The sequence below is a fragment of the Streptomyces sp. NPDC088762 genome (genome assembly GCF_044750905.1).
In the GTDB taxonomy this organism is placed as follows: domain Bacteria; phylum Actinomycetota; class Actinomycetes; order Streptomycetales; family Streptomycetaceae; genus Streptomyces.
Map to the genome: position 1 here is coordinate 296,281 of NZ_JBIVKT010000006.1, position 16,460 is coordinate 312,740.

The window sequence follows — 16,460 nt, forward strand, 5'->3', positions numbered from 1 at the left end:
GACGGTTGATGCGGCGGCGGCGCCCGCGTCGATGGCGGGCGCCGCCGTTCTCACTCCCGCGGGTCGTCGGTCAGCCGCGGGTGATGTTCTCCGCCTGCGGGCCCTTCTGCCCCTGCGTGACGTCGAAGGTAACCGTCTCGCCTTCCTGCAGTTCACGGTAGCCGTGCCCGGCGATGTTGGAGTAGTGGGCGAATACGTCCGGTCCGCCCCCGTCCTGGGCGATGAACCCGAAGCCCTTCTCGGAGTTGAACCACTTCACCGTGCCACGTGCCATGCTCAATCCCTCTGTACAGCCTGCCGGCAGCCCCAAGGCTGCCCGGGCTCCGGATGGAAGCCTGTCCTCTTCCTTCCCACTCACCCCACGCCACACACGCGCAGCATGGGGCCGAAGGGGTGGACCGTTTGGGGTGGGCCAGGACCGCGGGTGTCATCGGCCGGACGTTCGACCGGGAGGTCTCCTCCCTACGAGGATCCTCACCGGAAGCCGGCGGACCCGCTTCGGGAGAGACCAGTGGCGCCTGGCCCGGTGCGCCGCCCTACGGCACCGCAGCCCACCGCGCCGACGCACGAGCCGCTGGGGTCTATTGCGAAGGTGGCTAATGGTGCGGAATGACGTTCAGAGGCTGCGGATGGCCTCGGCCAGGTCGGATCCGTACGAGGCCCAGCAGATCACCGAGCCATCGTTGTCGAGCTGCCCCATGAACCACTCACCGTCGTTGCTCACGAGGCACAACTCGTGGAACGCAAGAATCACGTCCGGCGGGAGCGGCTCGTAGTCACCCTGATCGCCCACCTCGACGACTACGAGCCGATCGATGGAGAGCGAGGCGGCGCTCGGGTCTCCCGAAAGAGCGCGCACGCGTTCGATCGTCCATCCGGCGGGGAGTCCTGAGTTCACTGGCGCATGGTCTCAGCAGCGTGCCGGTCGCAGCCACTCGTTAAGGACTGCGACCAGCACGGTCGCTTCGTAGCGGACGGCGAGCTTGCTGTGTCCGGTGTAGCGCCCGCGCGGTGGATCTTGAGCCGGTTGATGCCGCACTCGACGGCGTGCCGGTGCTTGTAATCGGTCTTGTCGAACTTCGGCCGCCAGCGGCCTCGCGAGCCGCGGCTCCGCCGGTTGCGGATCCGATCGGCACGGACCGGGATCGTCGCCCTAATGCCGCACCTTCGCAGGTAGGCGCGGTTCCTGCGGAGTCATATGCCTTGTCGGCACACACTCGGTCTGGCCGCTTGCGCGGCCGCCCCAGGCCCTGCCGCGGCACCCTGCTGGGGCCGGCGACGGCCCCCAGGGGCGCTCACGTTTTCGTGTCAGCACGGCCCGGCCGGGTAGCCGCCCCAGAGGAGGTCTCCTCGTGGACAACAGCGACTGGATGCTCACGGAACGTGAACGCGGGAACGGCTCGACCCGGCTGGACCGGCGCCACCTCGGCGGGGCGGCATGGACATCGGGCAATCACGTCCGGCCGCTGGTGCACGGGGCGACGTACTTCGCCGAGCTGCTCCGGACGATCCGGGAGCAGCGCGAGGGGGACCTGCTGCTGTTCACCGACTGGCGAGGAGATCCCGACGAGCGTCTCGACGGACCGGGGACCGGGATCGGCAGGGTCCTCGCCGAGGCGGCCGAGCGCGGAGTCGTCGTCAAGGGGCTCGTCTGGCGCTCCCACCTGGACCGGTTCCAGTTCAGCGAGACCGAGAACCGCCATCTCGGAGAGGAACTCGAGGCTGCCGGCGCGGAGTGCCTGCTCGACATGCGCGTGCGCCCCGGCGGCTCCCACCACCAGAAGCTCCTCGTCATGCGGCACCGCGGGCGTCCTGACCTCGATGTCGCCTACATCGGCGGCATCGACCTGTGCCACGGCCGCAACGACGACGCCTCCCACTCCGGCGACCCCCAAGCGGTGCCCTTCGCATCGGCCTACGGGTCGCGGCCGCCCTGGCACGATGTGCAGCTGGCGATACGCGGGCCCGCCGTCGGAGACGTCGAAGCATGCTTCCGCGAGCGCTGGGAGGACCCGTCGCCCCTCAGCCGCAGCCCCCTCGTGCGGCTCCGGGAACTGCTGCACCACGAGGACACCTCAGCGGACTCCATCCCGCCGCAACTGCCCGACCCACCGCCCTGCGGCAGCCACACGGTGCAGGTGCTGCGTACGTACCCGAACCGGCTGCTGGGTGGCTACCCGTTCGCCCCCGACGGCGAGCGCAGCATCGCGCGCAGCTACCTCAAGGCACTGCGCCGGGCTCGATCGCTCATCTACCTGGAGGACCAGTATTTGTGGTCCCCCAACGTCGTGGAGTCATTCGCCCGCGCGCTGCGCGACCGCCCCGGCCTGCGCCTGATCGCCGTCATACCCGCCTTCCCCGATCAGGACGGCCGGCTGACGCTGCCGATGAACGAGGTCGGGCGCGTCACGGCTCTGGAGAGGCTGCGCCGCGCGGGCGGCGACCGCGTGGCGGTCTACGGGCTGGAGAACCACGCCGGGACACCGGTCTACGTGCACGCCAAGGTGTGCGTGATCGACGACGTGTGGGCCACGGTGGGTTCCGACAACGTCAACCTCCGCTCCTGGACCCATGATTCGGAGCTCAACTGCGCCGTACTGGACGGGAGTGCCGACCTTCGCCCGCCGCGCGACCCGGGCGGGCAGGGGGACGGCGCCCGCCGCTTCGCCAGGGATCTGCGGCTCGAACTCTCCCTCGAGCACCTCGACGCCGGGGAGCCGGATTCACCGTACGGGCCGGACGACGTGTGTGATCCGGTACGGGCATTCGATACCTTCGCCGAGTGCGCCGCGGCACTGGACGCCTGGCATGACGGCGGCCGCCGCGGCCCGCGGCCGCCGGGCCGCCTGCGCACTTACCGCCCGCCGGACATGTCGGCTCCGGTGCGTGCGCTCGCCATGCCCCTGTACCGCCTCTTCGTCGACCCGGACGGGCGCCCGTTCAAACTCCGGAGGCGCAGCGCGTTCTGACCCCGCCGGACAGCTGCAGGTGCGGCAGGCTTCTTCGAGGAGCGGGCCGCGGCGATACGGGCGCGGGCGTACGGGGATCAGGGGATCGGTACGGCGCGGCGCGGGGACGCGGGTGGTCGAGGCTACGAGCGAAGGCTCTGTCGGCAGGCCATGCTGTCATCATGACCGGATCCACGGACGCCCCCTCCCCTTCGCACGACGAGCAGGTGGTCGAACGACTCGTACCAGTGTGGCTGGCTGAGGCGGAACGCCACCACTCCCCCACCACCGCAGAGACGGCGCGTGACTGGAGGTCAGGGCGCCTGTCCAGCGAGTCGGCGCGGGAACTGGCCGACTGGGTAACCGCCCGGGTCACCGATACCGCGTTCAAGGAGGACGAGAGCCCCGCTGCTCCCCCCGAGGCAGCGCGCATCACCGTCGCCGACAAGGCTGCGGTCCACCGATGGCTTGCCGCTCATGGGCATGACGTATAGGCACCGGCGCCGGGGTCGGGGCCGGGGTCGGCTGGAAACGGCGGAGGGCAGGCCTGGTTCGTACGAGCCGCCAGGCTAGCCCGCCCCTGCTCGGGCGGGGCCGCGCTCGTCCTGCGCAAAGCCTTCACCCTCGAGTACAGATCCACTTCGCCGCTGGTGCGTTCGTTGACGCGGCGATTACGGAGCCGGTTGACGGGGCCGCGACGGAGCCGGTGGAAACGGCTCGTGTGACTGTCGGCACCACCATCGAGTTGGCCCCCGCCGGATCCGTCTGGTCCCCCGCCACCCAGATCGCCGTGGGCCGCTTCAACGCCGCTACCTACGTCACAGACCTCGTGGTCCGCTGGACCAGGGTCGGACGCTGATCCGCATGCAGACGTTCTTTTTTCGACGTGCCCGTAGACCATCACGCCATCGCCTGGCTGCCGATGTTCGTGCACGGTGCGGGCCGCTTTCGAAATCGCCGGGCCGCCGGTCGTCTCCGGGTTGCGCCACCGCTTCCCGCGCTCGATGTAGATCTCGTAGCGGCGGATGCGGGGCCGGTCCCCCGCTCGATCGTCGGCTGGGGCCGGACGAGCGGGGGGCGGGCGAGCGTGCCTATGGTGGGTTGACCGGCTGTGGGGGGTTGCCCGAGGAGGGTGCCGTGTCCCACCCCACTCCTGCCGTCCCCTTCCGTTGCCGTCTGGGCCGCGCCGGGGCGGCCGTCCTGGCGTGCGTACTGGCTCTGGCAGGGTTCGGGGCCGCACCGAGCCCCCGTCCAAGCCCTTCGCAGGCCCAGCGGATCAGCTGGGGGACGTGTCCCCTCGAGTCCGTGCCGGACGGGATGCAGTGCGGGACCATCGAGGTCCCGCTCGACCACGCGGACCCCGCGAAGGGGACCACCACCGTGGCCGTGGCCCGGCTGCCGGCCACTGAACCCGACAGGCGGATCGGCTCGCTCCTGCTGAACTTCGGCGGCCCCGGCGCCCCGGGCATCGAGGGCCTGGCAGACGATCCGAGGCTCTTCGCCGACTTGGGCGAGCGGTACGACGTCGTCGCCTTCGATCCCCGCGGGGTCGCCCACAGCGACCCCGTCACCTGCGGGCGCGACGGCTCGGTGGTGCCCGACCCGAACACCGGCACGGCCGAGGGGCTGGCCGCGCTGCGCGCCGAGGCCCGGCGCTGTGCGGAGGCCTCCGGCCCCGTCTTCCCGTACATGGGTACCAACAACGTCGCGCGCGACATGGAGGTGCTGCGTGAGGCCCTCGGCGACCGGAAGCTCAACTTCCTCGGTTTCTCCTACGGGGCCCGGCTCGGTGCCGCGTACGCGACTCTCTTCCCACAGCGGACCGGCCGCATGGTCCTCGACGGCATCGATGACCACAGCGATTCGCTGGAAGATCGGTCCCTCGCCACGGCACGCGCCCGCCAGCGGGCCCTGGGCCACTTCCTGACCTGGTGCGCCCACCAGGACGACTGCGTGTATGGCACCAACTCCCGCACCGCCAAGGAGAAGGTGGCCGACCTCGTCGAACGGCTCGACAAGAAGCCGCTGATCGCCGAACAGGGCCCGGCCCTGTCCGGCTGGCTGGCCTCGCAGATCATCGCCCAGGCCCTCTACACGACCGCCGTCTGGCCCGCGCTGGCGGACGTGCTGGCGCAGGCCGAGGACGGCGACCCGGCGGGGATGCTCCGGTTCGCCGGGCTGTCCGGTGAAGACGAGGAGTCGCAGGACGAGGGCCCCGACCCGGTGCCCGCCGACAACTGGGATGCCGCAGGCGGCGCCGTGAACTGCGTGGACGATCCGGACCGGCCCTTCGACAAGGCCACCCCGGCGGCCGTGGAGAAGGAGATCACCGCCCTGGAGGGGAAGCTCCGCGAGGCGTCGGAGGTCTTCGGGCCGCCCCTTCTGGACTGGGTGCTCATGTGTTACGGCCGCCCCGTCAGCACCGACTTCCTCCGGAAGGTCGACCACCCGGGCGCACCGCCGATGCTGCTGGTCGGCACCCGGGGAGACCCGGCGACCCCGTACGAGTGGACGGAGGACATGGCCGAGCGGCTCGGCTCGGCGGTGATCATCGACCACAAGGGCGAGGGGCACACCGGCTATCTGTCCTCGTCCTGCGTGAAGGGCTACGTGGACCACTTCCTGATCGACGGGAAGCTCCCGTCCGGGACGCGGTCCTGCCCCGCCGAAGAGTGAGTCTCGAGCTGTCCCGGCTGCTGTCACTCGCCTGTGTGGCGCCCCTGAGGCCGGCTCCCTTGTGCCTCGGAAGTCGTACTCCGTCCGCGCCGGCGTGGGCCGGTGGCCGGCGCGCCATCTGGCCGTGCGCTGCCGCGCGGGTGAAGGGGGTCACCCCCTCGGCTGTCTCCGCAGGTCCGCTCACCGCGCCGACCGGAGGATGAGCCGCGACAACCCCTCCCGTCAGGAGACACCATGCTGGAACGCAAGCGGCTCAAGGAACACTCGCAGGTCACCTTCGTCCTGCCGGCCGACGCCCCTCCCGGGTCGGTCTGCGTCGTGGGTGACTTCAACGACTGGCAGCCCGGCATCCACACCCTGGAACCCCGCGCCGACGGTATGCGCGCCGTCAGCGTCGCCCTACCCGACAACAGCGTCCACTCGTTCCGCTACCTGGCCTCCGGAGACCACTGGTTCGACGAGGACCACGCCGACGACCACGACGGCACCAACAACCGCGTGCACACCTGAGGGCCCTGCCAGGCGCAGAATCACACGTCGAGCCGTTCCGCCAGGGCGACTCGGGCCACCCCGTACACAGGACAGGAAGCGAGCGGGACCATACGGGCCGGCTCGTACGCGCCGGAGGCGAGCACCATTCAGGGGCCCGCCTCCCGGCCGGGGTTCAGATGGTGCCGGCCACTGGAGGCCGTCGTTCGACCAGTACCGCCCCCGCACGCTGTCCCGGACCACCTATGGGGATTCCCCCGGGTCACGCCTTCTGCTGGGCGTCGATCTCGGCCATGAGGCCCTCGATGAGCCCCTTGATCTCGTCCCGGATCGGGCGCACGGCCTCGACGCCCTGGCCGGCCGGGTCCTCCAACTGCCAGTCGAGGTAGGTCTTGCCGGGGAAGTACGGGCAGGCGTCCCCGCAGCCCATGGTGATGATGTAGTCCGATGCCTGGGCGGCCTCGGGGGTGAGGACCTTCGGCGTCTGGTCGGAAATGTCGATGCCCAGCTCGGCCATCGCGGCGACGGCGGAGGGATTGATCCGGTCGCCGGGCATGGATCCCGCGGAGCGGACCTCTACGCGGTCGCCTGCGAGGTGGCGCAGGAAGCCTGCGGCCATTTGGGAGCGGCCGGCGTTGTGGATGCAGACGAAGAGAACGGACGCGAGCGGGTTCGCGGACATCGGCTTTTTCCTTCATGGCAGGCGCGGCTGTCGCGCGCCACAGACCCGTAGCTTGGTTCAGCCTGGACTGGTGTCAGCCCTCGATGATGTGACAGTATCAGCCCATGATGACGTCAGTCGACACTGATCTGATCCGGGTCCTGGCCGACCCGCTCAGGCTCCAGATCGTGACTCTCCTCGCCAGGGAGACGCTGTGCACCACCCACCTCGTGGAGGAGACGGGCGCCAAGCAGACGAACCTCTCCAACCATTTGAAGGTGCTGCGCGAGGCCGGGGTCGTGGAGACGGAGCCCTGCGGCAGGTTCACCTACTACCACCTGCGCCCGGAGGTCATCGAAGGAATCGCCGGTCAGTTCGCCGACCTCGCCCGGACCGCGCGTGCCACCACCGAAGCGAACCTCAAGCGGTCCTGCCCTTAGGCCGTCTCTTACGCCTTGCCTCACCTGCCCGAGGAGAACCTGCCTTGACCGCCATCGAGCCCGCCGCGCGTGACGCCATAGCCGCCGATTCGTCAGCCGCCGATTCGTCGCCGCAGCCCGCACCCGGCGCGACCCCGCCCCGCACGCCACTGATCGCCCGGGCCGCGGCCGAGCTGGTCGGCACCGCCGCGCTGGTCGCCGTCGTGGTGGGCTCCGGAATCCAGGCCACCGAGCTCACCGACGACGTCGCGCTGCAGCTGCTGGCCAACTCCACCGCCACCGTCTTCGGCCTCGGCGTGCTGATCGCCCTCCTCGGGCCCGTCTCGGGCGCGCACTTCAACCCGGCGGTGACGCTCGCCGAGTGGTGGACCGCCCGCCGCGGCGGCGCGGGCGTGAACGCCGGCGAGGTCGCCGTGTACGTGCCCTCGCAGATCGCCGGGGCGATCGCGGGTGCGGTCCTGGCGGACGCGATGTTCGGCGAGCCGCTCGTGCGTTGGTCCACGCACGACCGTTCCGCGGGGAACCTGCTGCTGGGCGAGGTCGTCGCCACCGCGGGCCTGGTCCTGCTGATCTTCGGTCTGGCGAGGACGGACCGGCTGCGGTTCGCGCCGTTCGCGGTGGCCTCGTACATCGGCGCCGCGTACTGGTTCACCTCTTCCACGTCGTTCGCCAACCCGGCGGTGACCATCGGGCGTGCCTTCACCGACACCTTCGCGGGCATCGCTCCAGCCTCGGTGGCCGGCTTCATCGGCATGCAGCTGGTGGGTGTGGTCGTCGGCCTCGCGCTGGTCGCGGTCATCTTCATGCGGGGCAAGACGGACACCGGGACGCCCGCGGTCGCGGCATGAGCCGGCGTACGGACGTGGTGGTGATCGGCGGCGGCCAGTCAGGACTTGCCGCCGGCTACCATCTGCGCCGCCTGGGCATCGAGCACGTCATCCTCGACGCCCGGCCCGCACCCGGCGGGGCCTGGCAGCACACCTGGGAGTCGCTGCGTCTGTTCTCGCCCGCTGCGTACTCCTCGCTGCCGGGTCGGCTGATGCCCGTACAGGAGGGACAGGTCTATCCGGACGCCGCCCATGTGATCGCATACCTGGCGGACTACGAGAAGCGGTACGAACTGCCCGTCCAGCACGGGGTCTGGGTGGACGCCGTCCATCGCGACGGCGCCTTCCTGCGGGTCGAGACGGATTGCGGCGGGTGGCGCGCCCGGGCCGTCATCAGCGCGACCGGCACCTGGACCAGGCCCTTCCTGCCTGCCGTCCCCGGCCGCCGGGACTTCGCCGGCCGTCAGGTCCACAGCGCCCACTACCAGGGCCCGCGCGACTTCGCGGGGCAGCGCGTGATCGTGGTCGGCGGCGGAAACTCCGGCGCGCAGATCGCCGCCGATCTCACCGGCCACGCGGACCTCACGTGGGTGACCCGGCGCCCGCCGCGCTATCTCGCCGACGACATCGACGGCCGCGCCCTGTTCGACCACGCCACCGCCCGCCGCCGGGCGCTGGACGAAGGCCGCGCCGACACCGGGGGCGTGGCATCCCTCGGTGACATCGTCGCCGTCCCACCGGTGCGAGCGGCCCGGGACGCCGGCCTGCTGGCCGTGCGGCAGATGTTCTCCCGGCTGACCGTCGGCGGCGTGGAGTGGGCGGACGGCACCCAGGCCGAGGCCGACGCGGTGATCTGGTGTACCGGGTTCCGTCCCGCCCTGGCCCACCTGGCCGGCCTGCGCCTGCGTGGCACCCGCGGTCACATCACCACCAGCGGCACCCGGTCCGTGGAGGATCCGCGATTCCACTTCCTCGGTTACGGCGACTGGACCGGCCCGGCCTCGGCCACCCTGATCGGTGTCGGCCGCCCCGCTCGCGAGACCGCCCGCCAGATCCGGGATCTCCTGGACTGACGGGCCTACGCGGGAACCGGACGGACCCGGCTCAGACGATCAGCGGGCTGCGTCGTTCCAGGAGCACGACGTCACGCCAGACGCCGCGATGGCGGCCGATGCGCTCACGGGTCCCGATCACCCGGAACCCGGCCCGCTCGTGGAGGGCGAGGCTGGCGGTGTTCTCGGGGAAGATCCCGGACTGGACCGTCCACATCCCGGCCGCCTCCGTCGAGGCGATCAGCGCCTCCAGCAGGGCACGGGCGACTCCTTTTCCTCGGGCGTCGGGATGGACGTAAACGGAGTGCTCGACCACGCCGGCATACGCGCAGCGATCCGAGACGGCGCTCGCCGCCACCCACCCCAGCACCTCCTCGTCGACGGCGACGAAGCGGTGCTCGGCGAGTTTCGCGGCGTCGAACGCGGCCCAGTCGGGTGCCGTGGTCTCGAACGTGGCGTCACCCTCGTCGATGCCGGCCTGGTAGATCGCCAGCACCTGCGCGGCGTGCTCGGGCAGCATTCCGGTGACGTGCACCATGGTCACGCGTCCTTCGCGGCGCCGGCCAGCAGCGCACCCATGGCGGCGAGGACGGAGGGCTCGACCCGGTAGTACACCCACGTCCCACGGCGCTCGGAGGACAGCAGGCCGGCTTCCTTGAGCTTCTTCAGGTGGTGGGAGACGGTCGGCTGCGAGACACCCACGTCGGAGATGTCGCACACGCACGCCTCGCCGCCCTCATGGGAGGCCACGGCGGAGAACAGGCGGAGACGCACCGGGTCACCGAGGGCCTTGAACATCTTCGCCGCGGCCTCGGCCTCCTCCGCCGACATCGGGCGCTCGGTCAGCGGCGGGCAGCACGGCACGACGGCCTCGGGCTCCAGAAGCGGCAACACGTTCGCATTCGACATACGTCTATGTTGACACATGTCGAACTACGGCGCCGCGGGTGCGCCGGGCCCCTGGAGTGCCGGTGAGGTGGGTGCAGCCACGACCCCGGCCGGTCCGATCGGAGGCCTCCAGCGCCTCCGGCGCCACACCCTCTGCCTGAACAGCGTATTCAGGTGACGACCTGGCTAGTTAGATGAATATCTATGTTGACGCACATCGAAACAAGTGCCATGCTGATCACGCACGACATCGACAGACATCGAAATAACGAGGAGCCGACCATGACCGCGCCTGCCACCACCGATCTGCCCGTCCTCGTGATCGGGGCCGGACCCGCCGGCCTGGCCGCCGCCGCCCACCTCGAAGACCGCGGCCTCGACTTCCTCGTCCTCGAAGCGGGCCGGCACGCCGGTGCCGCCACCCGCGACTGGGCACACGTGCGCCTGTTCTCGACCTGGGGCGAGGTCGTCGACCCGGCTGCGGAGAAGCTCCTCGCCCCGACCGGCTGGGTCAAGCCCGACGCGGCCGCCTACCCCACCGGTGGGGACTGGGCCGAGTACTACCTCCAGCCCCTGGCCGGCGTCCTCGGCGCCCGCGTCCGCTTCGGAGCCCGAGTCACCGGCGTCTCCCGTACGGGCCGCGACCGGATCGTGGATGCCGACCGTGACGCGCAGCCGTTCGTCGTCCACGTCGAGCACGCCGACGGCCGCGAGGAGCGCGTCTTCGCCCGCGCCGTGATCGACGCCTCCGGCACCTGGTCCACCCCCAGCCCGGCCGGCGGCAGCGGCCTCGCCGCTCTCGGCGAGCGGGCGGCTGCGGACCGGATCACCTACCGCGTCCCCGACCTGAAGGACCCGGCCGTACGGGCGCGGTACGCGGGCAAGCGCACCGCCGTCGTCGGCTCCGGCGCCTCCGCCTTCACCGCCCTGGCCTACCTCGCCGACCTGGCCAAGGCCGACGAGGGCGCCGGCACCAAGGCGCTGTGGGTGCTGCGCCGGGGTATCTCCGGTTCCACCTTCGGCGGCGGTGAGGCCGACCAGCTTCCCGCGCGCGGTGCCCTGGGCCTGGCGGCCAAGGCCGCCGTTGACGCCGGGTACGCGGACGCGGTCACCGGCTTCCGTACCCAGGCGTTCGAGCGGGACGGCGACGGGCGCCTGGTCCTCGTCGGTGAGGACGGCCGCCGCCTCGACGCGGTGGACGAGGTGATCGTGCTGACCGGCTTCCGCCCGGACCTCACGTTCCTGGACGAGCTGCGCCTCGGTCTGGACGAGCGCCTGCAGGCCCCGGCGGAGCTGGCGCCGCTGATCGACCCGAACCAGCACTCCTGCGGCACCGTCTACCCGCACGGAGTCAACGAGCTCTCCCACCCGGAGAAGGACGTCTACCTGGTCGGCATGAAGTCCTACGGCCGCGCCCCGACCTTCCTCGCCATGACCGGCTACGAGCAGGTCCGCTCCATCGCCGCTCACCTCGCCGGCGACCGAGAGGCCGCCGAACGCGTCGAGCTGACCCTGCCCGAGACCGGCGTGTGCGGCGGGGCCGGTCTCTTCGACCAGCCCGAGATCACCGAGCAGAGCGGTGGCGGCTGCTGCGCGGCCCCGGCCACCCTCGCCATCGGGGAGCCTGCCGCCTCCGGCGGCTGCTGACCCGCGTGCTGCGAGCTCGTCGGCGCTGCGGGCGGCGAGGACGACCCTGGCGCCCCTCCGGGCACAGGTCCAGCGAGAGAGGTCGACCGGGAGGGTGTCCGGTCAGCGTTACATGGTGTGGCAGGTGCCGCCGCGGACCATCTCGAGGTGCATGGCGACGACAGGGCGGGCCTTCTCGGCTGTGGCGGTGACGGCCTCATCGGTGCCCGCCTTGATCTGCTGGCCGATCAGCGCAAGCGTCTTGGTGTGGCCGGCTTCCTGGTCGGCGAGCCAGGCCGCGTCATAGCCGGCCGTCCCGGCCTTCTCCTGGACCGCCTTCATCTTCTGCTGCTGCTCGGCCGTCGGCTCGGTCGGCAGTGTCATGCCGCTCTTGCCGGCGAGCGCCTTCAGGTCCGCATCCAGCTTCTGGTGATCGGTGACCAGCTTCGCGCCCACGTCCTTCACACATGCGGTCATGGCGCTCTTCTGAGCGTCCTGGCCTGCCGCTATCTCGGCCAGGTTGCTCTGGTGCGCGGCCTGGACGAAGGCGGTGTCCTGGTCGCCGGCGGGCGTATCGGCGAACGCCGCCGGGCTGCAGACCCCGCTCACCGCAGTCATGACCGCCGCCGTGATCAGCAGACGATTGCGCATCGCTCTCATCTCCTTCCACGCGGCCTGGGCCCGGGACAGCCACACTCAGGGCCGCGCGCATGTCCGGCCCCTACCCGATTCAGCACGCCCAAACGGTCCTGTATCAGTGCCTTCCCATGGCCTTGCGTACGGCGTCCTTGGTGCGGTCCATCAAAGCGGCGAGCGGTCCCAGTGCCATGTTGGCGGCGGCGGACTCAACGCCGGGGTGGGGCCGGGTGGGAGCCATGGCCTCGGCGGCTTTGACCGCCTTGGCCATGGTGGCCAGGGTGGCGACGTCGGTGCTGCGGCGGATCAGGGTGAACTCGTAGCGTTCCTCGGCTCGGGCGTGTTCCTGTACATCGGTGCGCAGCTTCATGAACCGCGGCATGAACGTCGGATCGTTCGTATCCAGGTCCTCGAGCACCACGAGGGCCTCCTTCGCGGCCTCCTCCTCCGCGAGGCGGTCCTCGACGACCTCCGCACCACCCGGCACGGCACGGCGGACGAAGGGGTGCACGACCTCTTCTTCCGCCGTCTCGTGGACGGCGAGCAAGCGCACCAGACGGTGGAAGGCGTCACGGCGCTCGTCCCCGGCCGCTGCCTCGACCTCGTCGAAGAGGTTGCGGATGTCTCCGTGTTGGCGCATGAGAAGCGCGACGACATCAGTGTCGGGAGCGTGGTCGTCCCCGGCCTGGGGCGTCTCGAGGTCTGACACGTGTCCCCGCCTCATTTCTTCACGCGCCGGTCGGGGTGCTCGCCCTCGGTCTGAACGCGGTACTCACGGCCGAACATCGCGTCGTGCTCGGCCATGACGCGCTCGCTCGGGGGCTCCTCGCCGCCGTGGATCTGCTCCTGCATCTTCTCGAACCGCTCGTGGGCCTCGCGTACGTAGCCGGCACCCAGGGTGGTGAGGTCCATCTGCGTGTCGAGGAGTTCGCGCAGGTACTGCTTGTTGGGCTCGAAGGTGAGCACGTTCGGAAGTTCCGGCGCCAGGATCTCCGCCGGATCCTTGCCGTCGATCTGGCGCATCAGGTCACACGCGGTGTGCAGGTGCTCCAGCTCCATGTTCAGGTGCAGCTCCCACACCGCCTTCACCTTCGGGTCGCTCTCCTGCTCCATGAAGGAGTGGTAGAGGTAGCACTCGTTGTACTCGTGGGTGACCAGCTGCTCCCACCACGTCTCACCGGGGTCCACCAGGGATTCGTAGTGGGTGACGTGCTCCTCCTCGATGAGGCCGATCTCCTGGTAGAGCTGACGGGCGATCGGCTCCATGTAGGTGGGGCCGGTGTTCATGTAGAAGTTCATGGTCTGCTGTTCGGCGGACAGGATGGTCAGCACGTGGAGCTTCGACAGCGGATCGGTCCCGTCCTTCTCGTACGGGTCGCGCACGTTGTCGAAAGCGTCGCGGTGGTGGAACTTGGTGGGCCGGCCCGGCATGACCTCGGTGAGTCCGTCGACGATCGCCTCTGCCTTGCGGTGCTCGATCATCTCGTACAGGTTCGCGTACCGGTAGAGATGGTCGAAGTCCTCCAGTACGCCGAACTGGTACGCCTGGCGCAGATACGGATCCGGCTCCATGCGCGCCACCCACGACGTCAGGTCCACCGCGACCTGCTCGTACGCGATCGTCGTCTCCAATACCGAGGACACCCCCGGCAGCAGCCAGTTCACCACCTTCTGCTGTTGCGCCTCGATGTAACGGGTCCGGGCCAGCTGGCGCTTGATGTCGGGATCGACCGTGTTTCGGGCGAGATTGTGGCTGAAGAGGATCGCCTCGACCTCGATCCCGTTCATGGTGATGATCCGGCACCGTGTGTACGGGTCGCAGTGGTCGGGATCGATCGGCTTGACGTTCAGCTCCCGCCAATTACGCAGCTGACGGTCCAGCGGGATACCCCGCTGCTCCAGCGGATTGAAAGTCATCCGGTACTCCCGAAATAGAGGGACGCCACTCGGTGCGGTCACCCAGTCACGCTCGGTAGAACCGAGCGCCTGGCGAGTCTGTCATCGGGCACGTGGATTGTGTCTGCTCTTGCGCGGCCGGAGAGCCCGCGATTCCCCCAGCCGGCCCATCAGTGAAAGACGGGCGCCCCCGACCGACCACCTCAGCCCGCATGGCGGAACTCTGGAAGGGAAGGCGCGAAGACGAGCGGCGCTCTGCTCGTGTCGGCCGGCTTGAGCATGATCAGCGCCGGCGCTACGGGCACCGGGCTGCGTCACGCCCGTCGCGTCGGTGTCGGCACCGCCCTGACCCTTCTGGCCATCGACCTCGTCTATGTTCCGCGGCGCGTGATCCCCGCGACGTATCTGCTGGACGCGGCCAAGGAGGCCGGATGGATCTGGGCGTGGTGGCAGGTCGGCCGACTGCCTGAAGGAGGAGGACATGGCCCATAAGGACAGGCGGGTCGGCTGCCGGGACGCAATGCACGTCATCACTCACGATCATCGAGGACGAGGCGGGCTGCGGTGACTGATCCCCTGGAATCATCCCTGCGGCAGGCCGTCGTGGCGCAGTCGGACGTCATGCTCGGGGCGTTGGCCGAGTGGGTGTCCATCGCGTCGGTCTCGGCAGATCCTGCGCGAAAGACCGATGTGACGCGCTCCGCCCGATGGCTGTGCGCCACCCTGCGGACGTTCGGGTTCCCCATGGTCGAGGAGTGGAGCACGGACGGCCTGCCGGCCGTCTACGCGTGCTGGCCTGCTGACGATCCCGCGGCTGACACCTTGCTCGTCTACAGCCATCACGACGTCCACGCGGTGAAGGAGGAAGAGTGGTGTGAGACCTCTCCCTTCACACCGGCCCTTCGGGACGGGCGGCTGTTCGGGCGGGGGGCCTCGGACGCCAAGGGGCAGGTCATCAGCCACCTCTGGGCCCTGCGTGCCCACCTCTCCGACGGGCGTACCGCTCCCCCGGTGACGCTCAAGCTGCTCATCGAGGGTGAGGAAGAGATCGGTTCGGTCCACTTGGCAGACCTGCTGGCCGACCACCGGGAGGCACTCGCAGCCGACCTGGTCATGGTCTCCGACACGATGCTGTGGTCCCTGGACGACGCCGCCGTGTGCACGACGGTTCGCGGCTCGGTCAACGCCCACCTTGAGATCCGAGGTGCGCACCGTGATGTGCACAGCGGAGCGGTGTCCGGAGCAGCACCCAATCCCCTGACCGAGCTGTGCCGGATCCTCGGGCAGCTGCACGACGACGAGGGCCGGATCACGCTGCCCGGCTTCTACGACTCCGTACGCGAGTCACCGCCCGACGAACAGGCCGAGCAGGACCCCCTGCCCGCCGTGGATCACGATGCGTGGCTGAGCGACACCGGAACCTTCGCCGTCGTGGGTGAGGAAGACCGCAGCATCCAAGAACGCATCTGGTTCAGGCCCTCCGCGGAGGTCAGCAGCATGGTCGGTGGCGACCCGGAAGAGCCTGCCCGGGGCGTCATCCCGGCCGCCGCATCTGCGGACCTCCTGCTGCGCCTCGTGCCGGACCAGAGCGCGGACGAGGTCGCCGAACAACTGGGCAGATGGCTCGAGGGACACGGCGGGAAGAGCTTCCAGTACGACCTCGAGGTCTCGTCGACGAAATCCGACCCCTACACCACACCGGCAGACCTTCCGGCCCTGGCCGTGTTGCGACGGTCCATGGCTGATGCATTCGGGGGGCCGCCCCGGCGGATGGGAAACGGTGGGGCCGCACCGGCCGCGCAGCTGTCCCGCGCCATGGAGGCGCCGGTGCTGTTCTTCGGGACCGGCCTTCTGGACGACCGCTGGCACGGGCCGGACGAAAAGGTCGAGGCCCAGGCCCTCATCCGGGGCGCGCACACGCTCGCAGCGTTCTACCGAGGTCTATCTTGAACCTTTGCTCGGTCAGGCCGGGTGGGCGTCGCTCCAGGAAATGCGGGAGGAGGCTGCCCCGGACGTTCCCGGGCGCCTCCTCCGTCGACCGCCACCGTCGTGGGTCACGGGTGGTCGGGGCGCTGTTCGGGCGGTGTGGGGCCACCCGTCTGCCTCTGGTCTTCTTTGCTGCCGCCCGACTTCTTCGGATTCTGCGGCTGGGCGGCCTTGAGATGCCTGCTGTCCTGCGGGGTCGCAGCACCCTTTCCGCTGCGTCGTGCCTCCGGTTGCTGAGCGTCACCCATGGTCTCGTTCCTTTCCCGGTCGGCGTTGGCCGTCGGTGCCGGTTGAGGGATACGCGTATGCGTAGAGGCGGCGCGCGGCCAAGTGCG

General features: G+C 70.1%; 19 protein-coding genes. 11 read left to right on the top strand and 8 right to left on the bottom strand.

The annotated features are described in order from the left end of the window. Window positions 1-70 precede the first annotated feature (70 nt). Together ACIP5M_RS17590 and ACIP5M_RS17595 are read right to left on the bottom strand one after the other, a co-directional pair. Window positions 71-274 (bottom strand): cold-shock protein, encoded by a 204-nt coding sequence (locus ACIP5M_RS17590; protein WP_401197828.1) that lies wholly within the window; start codon window positions 272-274, stop codon window positions 71-73. Window positions 275-616: 342 nt separating this feature from the next. Beyond that, window positions 617-859, bottom strand: a complete 243-nt coding sequence (locus ACIP5M_RS17595; protein WP_401197830.1) for a hypothetical protein — start codon at window positions 857-859, stop codon at window positions 617-619. A gap of 493 nt (window positions 860-1,352) precedes the next feature. On the opposite strand from ACIP5M_RS17595, the gene ACIP5M_RS17600 reads away from it, so the two are divergent. From ACIP5M_RS17600 to ACIP5M_RS17620, 5 genes are all read left to right on the top strand, one after another. Beyond that, complete coding sequence (locus tag ACIP5M_RS17600) at window positions 1,353-2,969, top strand: phospholipase D family protein (RefSeq protein ID WP_401197833.1); 1,617 nt, start codon at window positions 1,353-1,355, stop codon at window positions 2,967-2,969. A gap of 161 nt (window positions 2,970-3,130) precedes the next feature. After that, a complete protein-coding gene (locus tag ACIP5M_RS17605; RefSeq protein WP_401197835.1) occupies window positions 3,131-3,442 on the top strand; it encodes a hypothetical protein in 312 nt (103 codons plus the stop codon). Window positions 3,443-3,669: 227 nt separating this feature from the next. Beyond that, window positions 3,670-3,807, top strand: coding sequence for a hypothetical protein (locus ACIP5M_RS17610; RefSeq protein ID WP_401197838.1), 138 nt, complete (start codon window positions 3,670-3,672; stop codon window positions 3,805-3,807). A gap of 446 nt (window positions 3,808-4,253) precedes the next feature. Further along, entirely contained in the window at window positions 4,254-5,624 is a 1,371-nt protein-coding gene (locus ACIP5M_RS17615; RefSeq protein ID WP_401197840.1) for an alpha/beta hydrolase, read from the top strand. Between the two features lie 234 nt (window positions 5,625-5,858). Next, complete coding sequence (locus tag ACIP5M_RS17620; RefSeq protein ID WP_401197842.1) at window positions 5,859-6,134, top strand: isoamylase early set domain-containing protein; 276 nt, start codon at window positions 5,859-5,861, stop codon at window positions 6,132-6,134. A 241-nt stretch (window positions 6,135-6,375) separates the two neighbouring features. Here ACIP5M_RS17620 and ACIP5M_RS17625 read toward each other — a convergent pair whose 3' ends face one another. Beyond that, complete coding sequence (locus tag ACIP5M_RS17625) at window positions 6,376-6,795, bottom strand: arsenate reductase ArsC (RefSeq protein ID WP_401197845.1); 420 nt, start codon at window positions 6,793-6,795, stop codon at window positions 6,376-6,378. Window positions 6,796-6,899: 104 nt separating this feature from the next. Here ACIP5M_RS17625 and ACIP5M_RS17630 point away from each other — a divergent pair, with 104 nt between their 5' ends. Genes ACIP5M_RS17630 through ACIP5M_RS17640 form a run of 3 tightly spaced genes read left to right on the top strand, consistent with a single transcriptional unit; the run spans window position 6,900 to window position 9,114 of the window. Continuing rightward, window positions 6,900-7,214: an ArsR/SmtB family transcription factor gene (locus ACIP5M_RS17630; RefSeq protein WP_401197848.1), complete on the top strand. Its 315-nt coding sequence runs from the start codon at window positions 6,900-6,902 to the stop codon at window positions 7,212-7,214. A gap of 44 nt (window positions 7,215-7,258) precedes the next feature. Beyond that, complete coding sequence (locus ACIP5M_RS17635) at window positions 7,259-8,062, top strand: aquaporin (RefSeq protein WP_401197849.1); 804 nt, start codon at window positions 7,259-7,261, stop codon at window positions 8,060-8,062. Then, window positions 8,059-9,114, top strand: coding sequence for an ArsO family NAD(P)H-dependent flavin-containing monooxygenase (locus ACIP5M_RS17640; protein WP_401197851.1), 1,056 nt, complete (start codon window positions 8,059-8,061; stop codon window positions 9,112-9,114). Before ACIP5M_RS17635 ends, ACIP5M_RS17640 begins: the two co-directional genes overlap by 4 nt. A gap of 31 nt (window positions 9,115-9,145) precedes the next feature. Here ACIP5M_RS17640 and ACIP5M_RS17645 read toward each other — a convergent pair whose 3' ends face one another. Both ACIP5M_RS17645 and ACIP5M_RS17650 read right to left on the bottom strand, forming a co-directional pair. Then, window positions 9,146-9,631 carry a GNAT family N-acetyltransferase gene (locus tag ACIP5M_RS17645; protein ID WP_401198020.1) on the bottom strand — a complete coding sequence of 162 codons (486 nt, stop codon included), beginning with the start codon at window positions 9,629-9,631 and terminating at the stop codon, window positions 9,146-9,148. 2 nt (window positions 9,632-9,633) lie between these two features. After that, window positions 9,634-10,002, bottom strand: coding sequence for an ArsR/SmtB family transcription factor (locus ACIP5M_RS17650; protein ID WP_401197853.1), 369 nt, complete (start codon window positions 10,000-10,002; stop codon window positions 9,634-9,636). A gap of 261 nt (window positions 10,003-10,263) precedes the next feature. On the opposite strand from ACIP5M_RS17650, the gene ACIP5M_RS17655 reads away from it, so the two are divergent. Then, window positions 10,264-11,628 (top strand): NAD(P)-binding domain-containing protein, encoded by a 1,365-nt coding sequence (locus tag ACIP5M_RS17655; protein ID WP_401197855.1) that lies wholly within the window; start codon window positions 10,264-10,266, stop codon window positions 11,626-11,628. A 108-nt stretch (window positions 11,629-11,736) separates the two neighbouring features. Here the strand turns inward: ACIP5M_RS17655 and ACIP5M_RS17660 are convergent, their stop codons facing one another. The 3 genes from ACIP5M_RS17660 to ACIP5M_RS17670 form a co-directional block, all read right to left on the bottom strand. After that, entirely contained in the window at window positions 11,737-12,258 is a 522-nt protein-coding gene (locus ACIP5M_RS17660) for a DUF4142 domain-containing protein (protein ID WP_401197857.1), read from the bottom strand. Between the two features lie 103 nt (window positions 12,259-12,361). Further along, complete coding sequence (locus ACIP5M_RS17665) at window positions 12,362-12,952, bottom strand: hemerythrin domain-containing protein (protein ID WP_401197858.1); 591 nt, start codon at window positions 12,950-12,952, stop codon at window positions 12,362-12,364. A gap of 11 nt (window positions 12,953-12,963) precedes the next feature. Then, window positions 12,964-14,160, bottom strand: coding sequence for a hypothetical protein (locus ACIP5M_RS17670; protein WP_401197861.1), 1,197 nt, complete (start codon window positions 14,158-14,160; stop codon window positions 12,964-12,966). Window positions 14,161-14,412: 252 nt separating this feature from the next. On the opposite strand from ACIP5M_RS17670, the gene ACIP5M_RS17675 reads away from it, so the two are divergent. Both ACIP5M_RS17675 and ACIP5M_RS17680 read left to right on the top strand, forming a co-directional pair. Beyond that, complete coding sequence (locus tag ACIP5M_RS17675) at window positions 14,413-14,631, top strand: hypothetical protein (protein WP_401197864.1); 219 nt, start codon at window positions 14,413-14,415, stop codon at window positions 14,629-14,631. A 72-nt stretch (window positions 14,632-14,703) separates the two neighbouring features. Further along, entirely contained in the window at window positions 14,704-16,089 is a 1,386-nt protein-coding gene (locus ACIP5M_RS17680; RefSeq protein WP_401197866.1) for a M20/M25/M40 family metallo-hydrolase, read from the top strand. Window positions 16,090-16,460: the final 371 nt, after the last annotated feature.

Excerpts from the sequence above, each read along its gene's own strand:
- ACIP5M_RS17645 (WP_401198020.1), bottom strand. The coding sequence starts at position 9,631 with ATGGTGCACGTCACCGGAATGCTGCCCGAGCACGCCGCGCAGGTGCTG.
- ACIP5M_RS17590 (WP_401197828.1), bottom strand. The coding sequence starts at position 274 with ATGGCACGTGGCACGGTGAAGTGGTTCAACTCCGAGAAGGGCTTCGGG.
- ACIP5M_RS17640 (WP_401197851.1), top strand. The coding sequence starts at position 8,059 with ATGAGCCGGCGTACGGACGTGGTGGTGATCGGCGGCGGCCAGTCAGGA.
- ACIP5M_RS17650 (WP_401197853.1), bottom strand. The coding sequence starts at position 10,002 with ATGTCGAATGCGAACGTGTTGCCGCTTCTGGAGCCCGAGGCCGTCGTG.
- ACIP5M_RS17630 (WP_401197848.1), top strand. The coding sequence starts at position 6,900 with ATGATGACGTCAGTCGACACTGATCTGATCCGGGTCCTGGCCGACCCG.
- ACIP5M_RS17625 (WP_401197845.1), bottom strand. The coding sequence starts at position 6,795 with ATGTCCGCGAACCCGCTCGCGTCCGTTCTCTTCGTCTGCATCCACAAC.
- ACIP5M_RS17655 (WP_401197855.1), top strand. The coding sequence starts at position 10,264 with ATGACCGCGCCTGCCACCACCGATCTGCCCGTCCTCGTGATCGGGGCC.
- ACIP5M_RS17605 (WP_401197835.1), top strand. The coding sequence starts at position 3,131 with ATGACCGGATCCACGGACGCCCCCTCCCCTTCGCACGACGAGCAGGTG.
- ACIP5M_RS17620 (WP_401197842.1), top strand. The coding sequence starts at position 5,859 with ATGCTGGAACGCAAGCGGCTCAAGGAACACTCGCAGGTCACCTTCGTC.
- ACIP5M_RS17660 (WP_401197857.1), bottom strand. The coding sequence starts at position 12,258 with ATGCGCAATCGTCTGCTGATCACGGCGGCGGTCATGACTGCGGTGAGC.
- ACIP5M_RS17670 (WP_401197861.1), bottom strand. The coding sequence starts at position 14,160 with ATGACTTTCAATCCGCTGGAGCAGCGGGGTATCCCGCTGGACCGTCAG.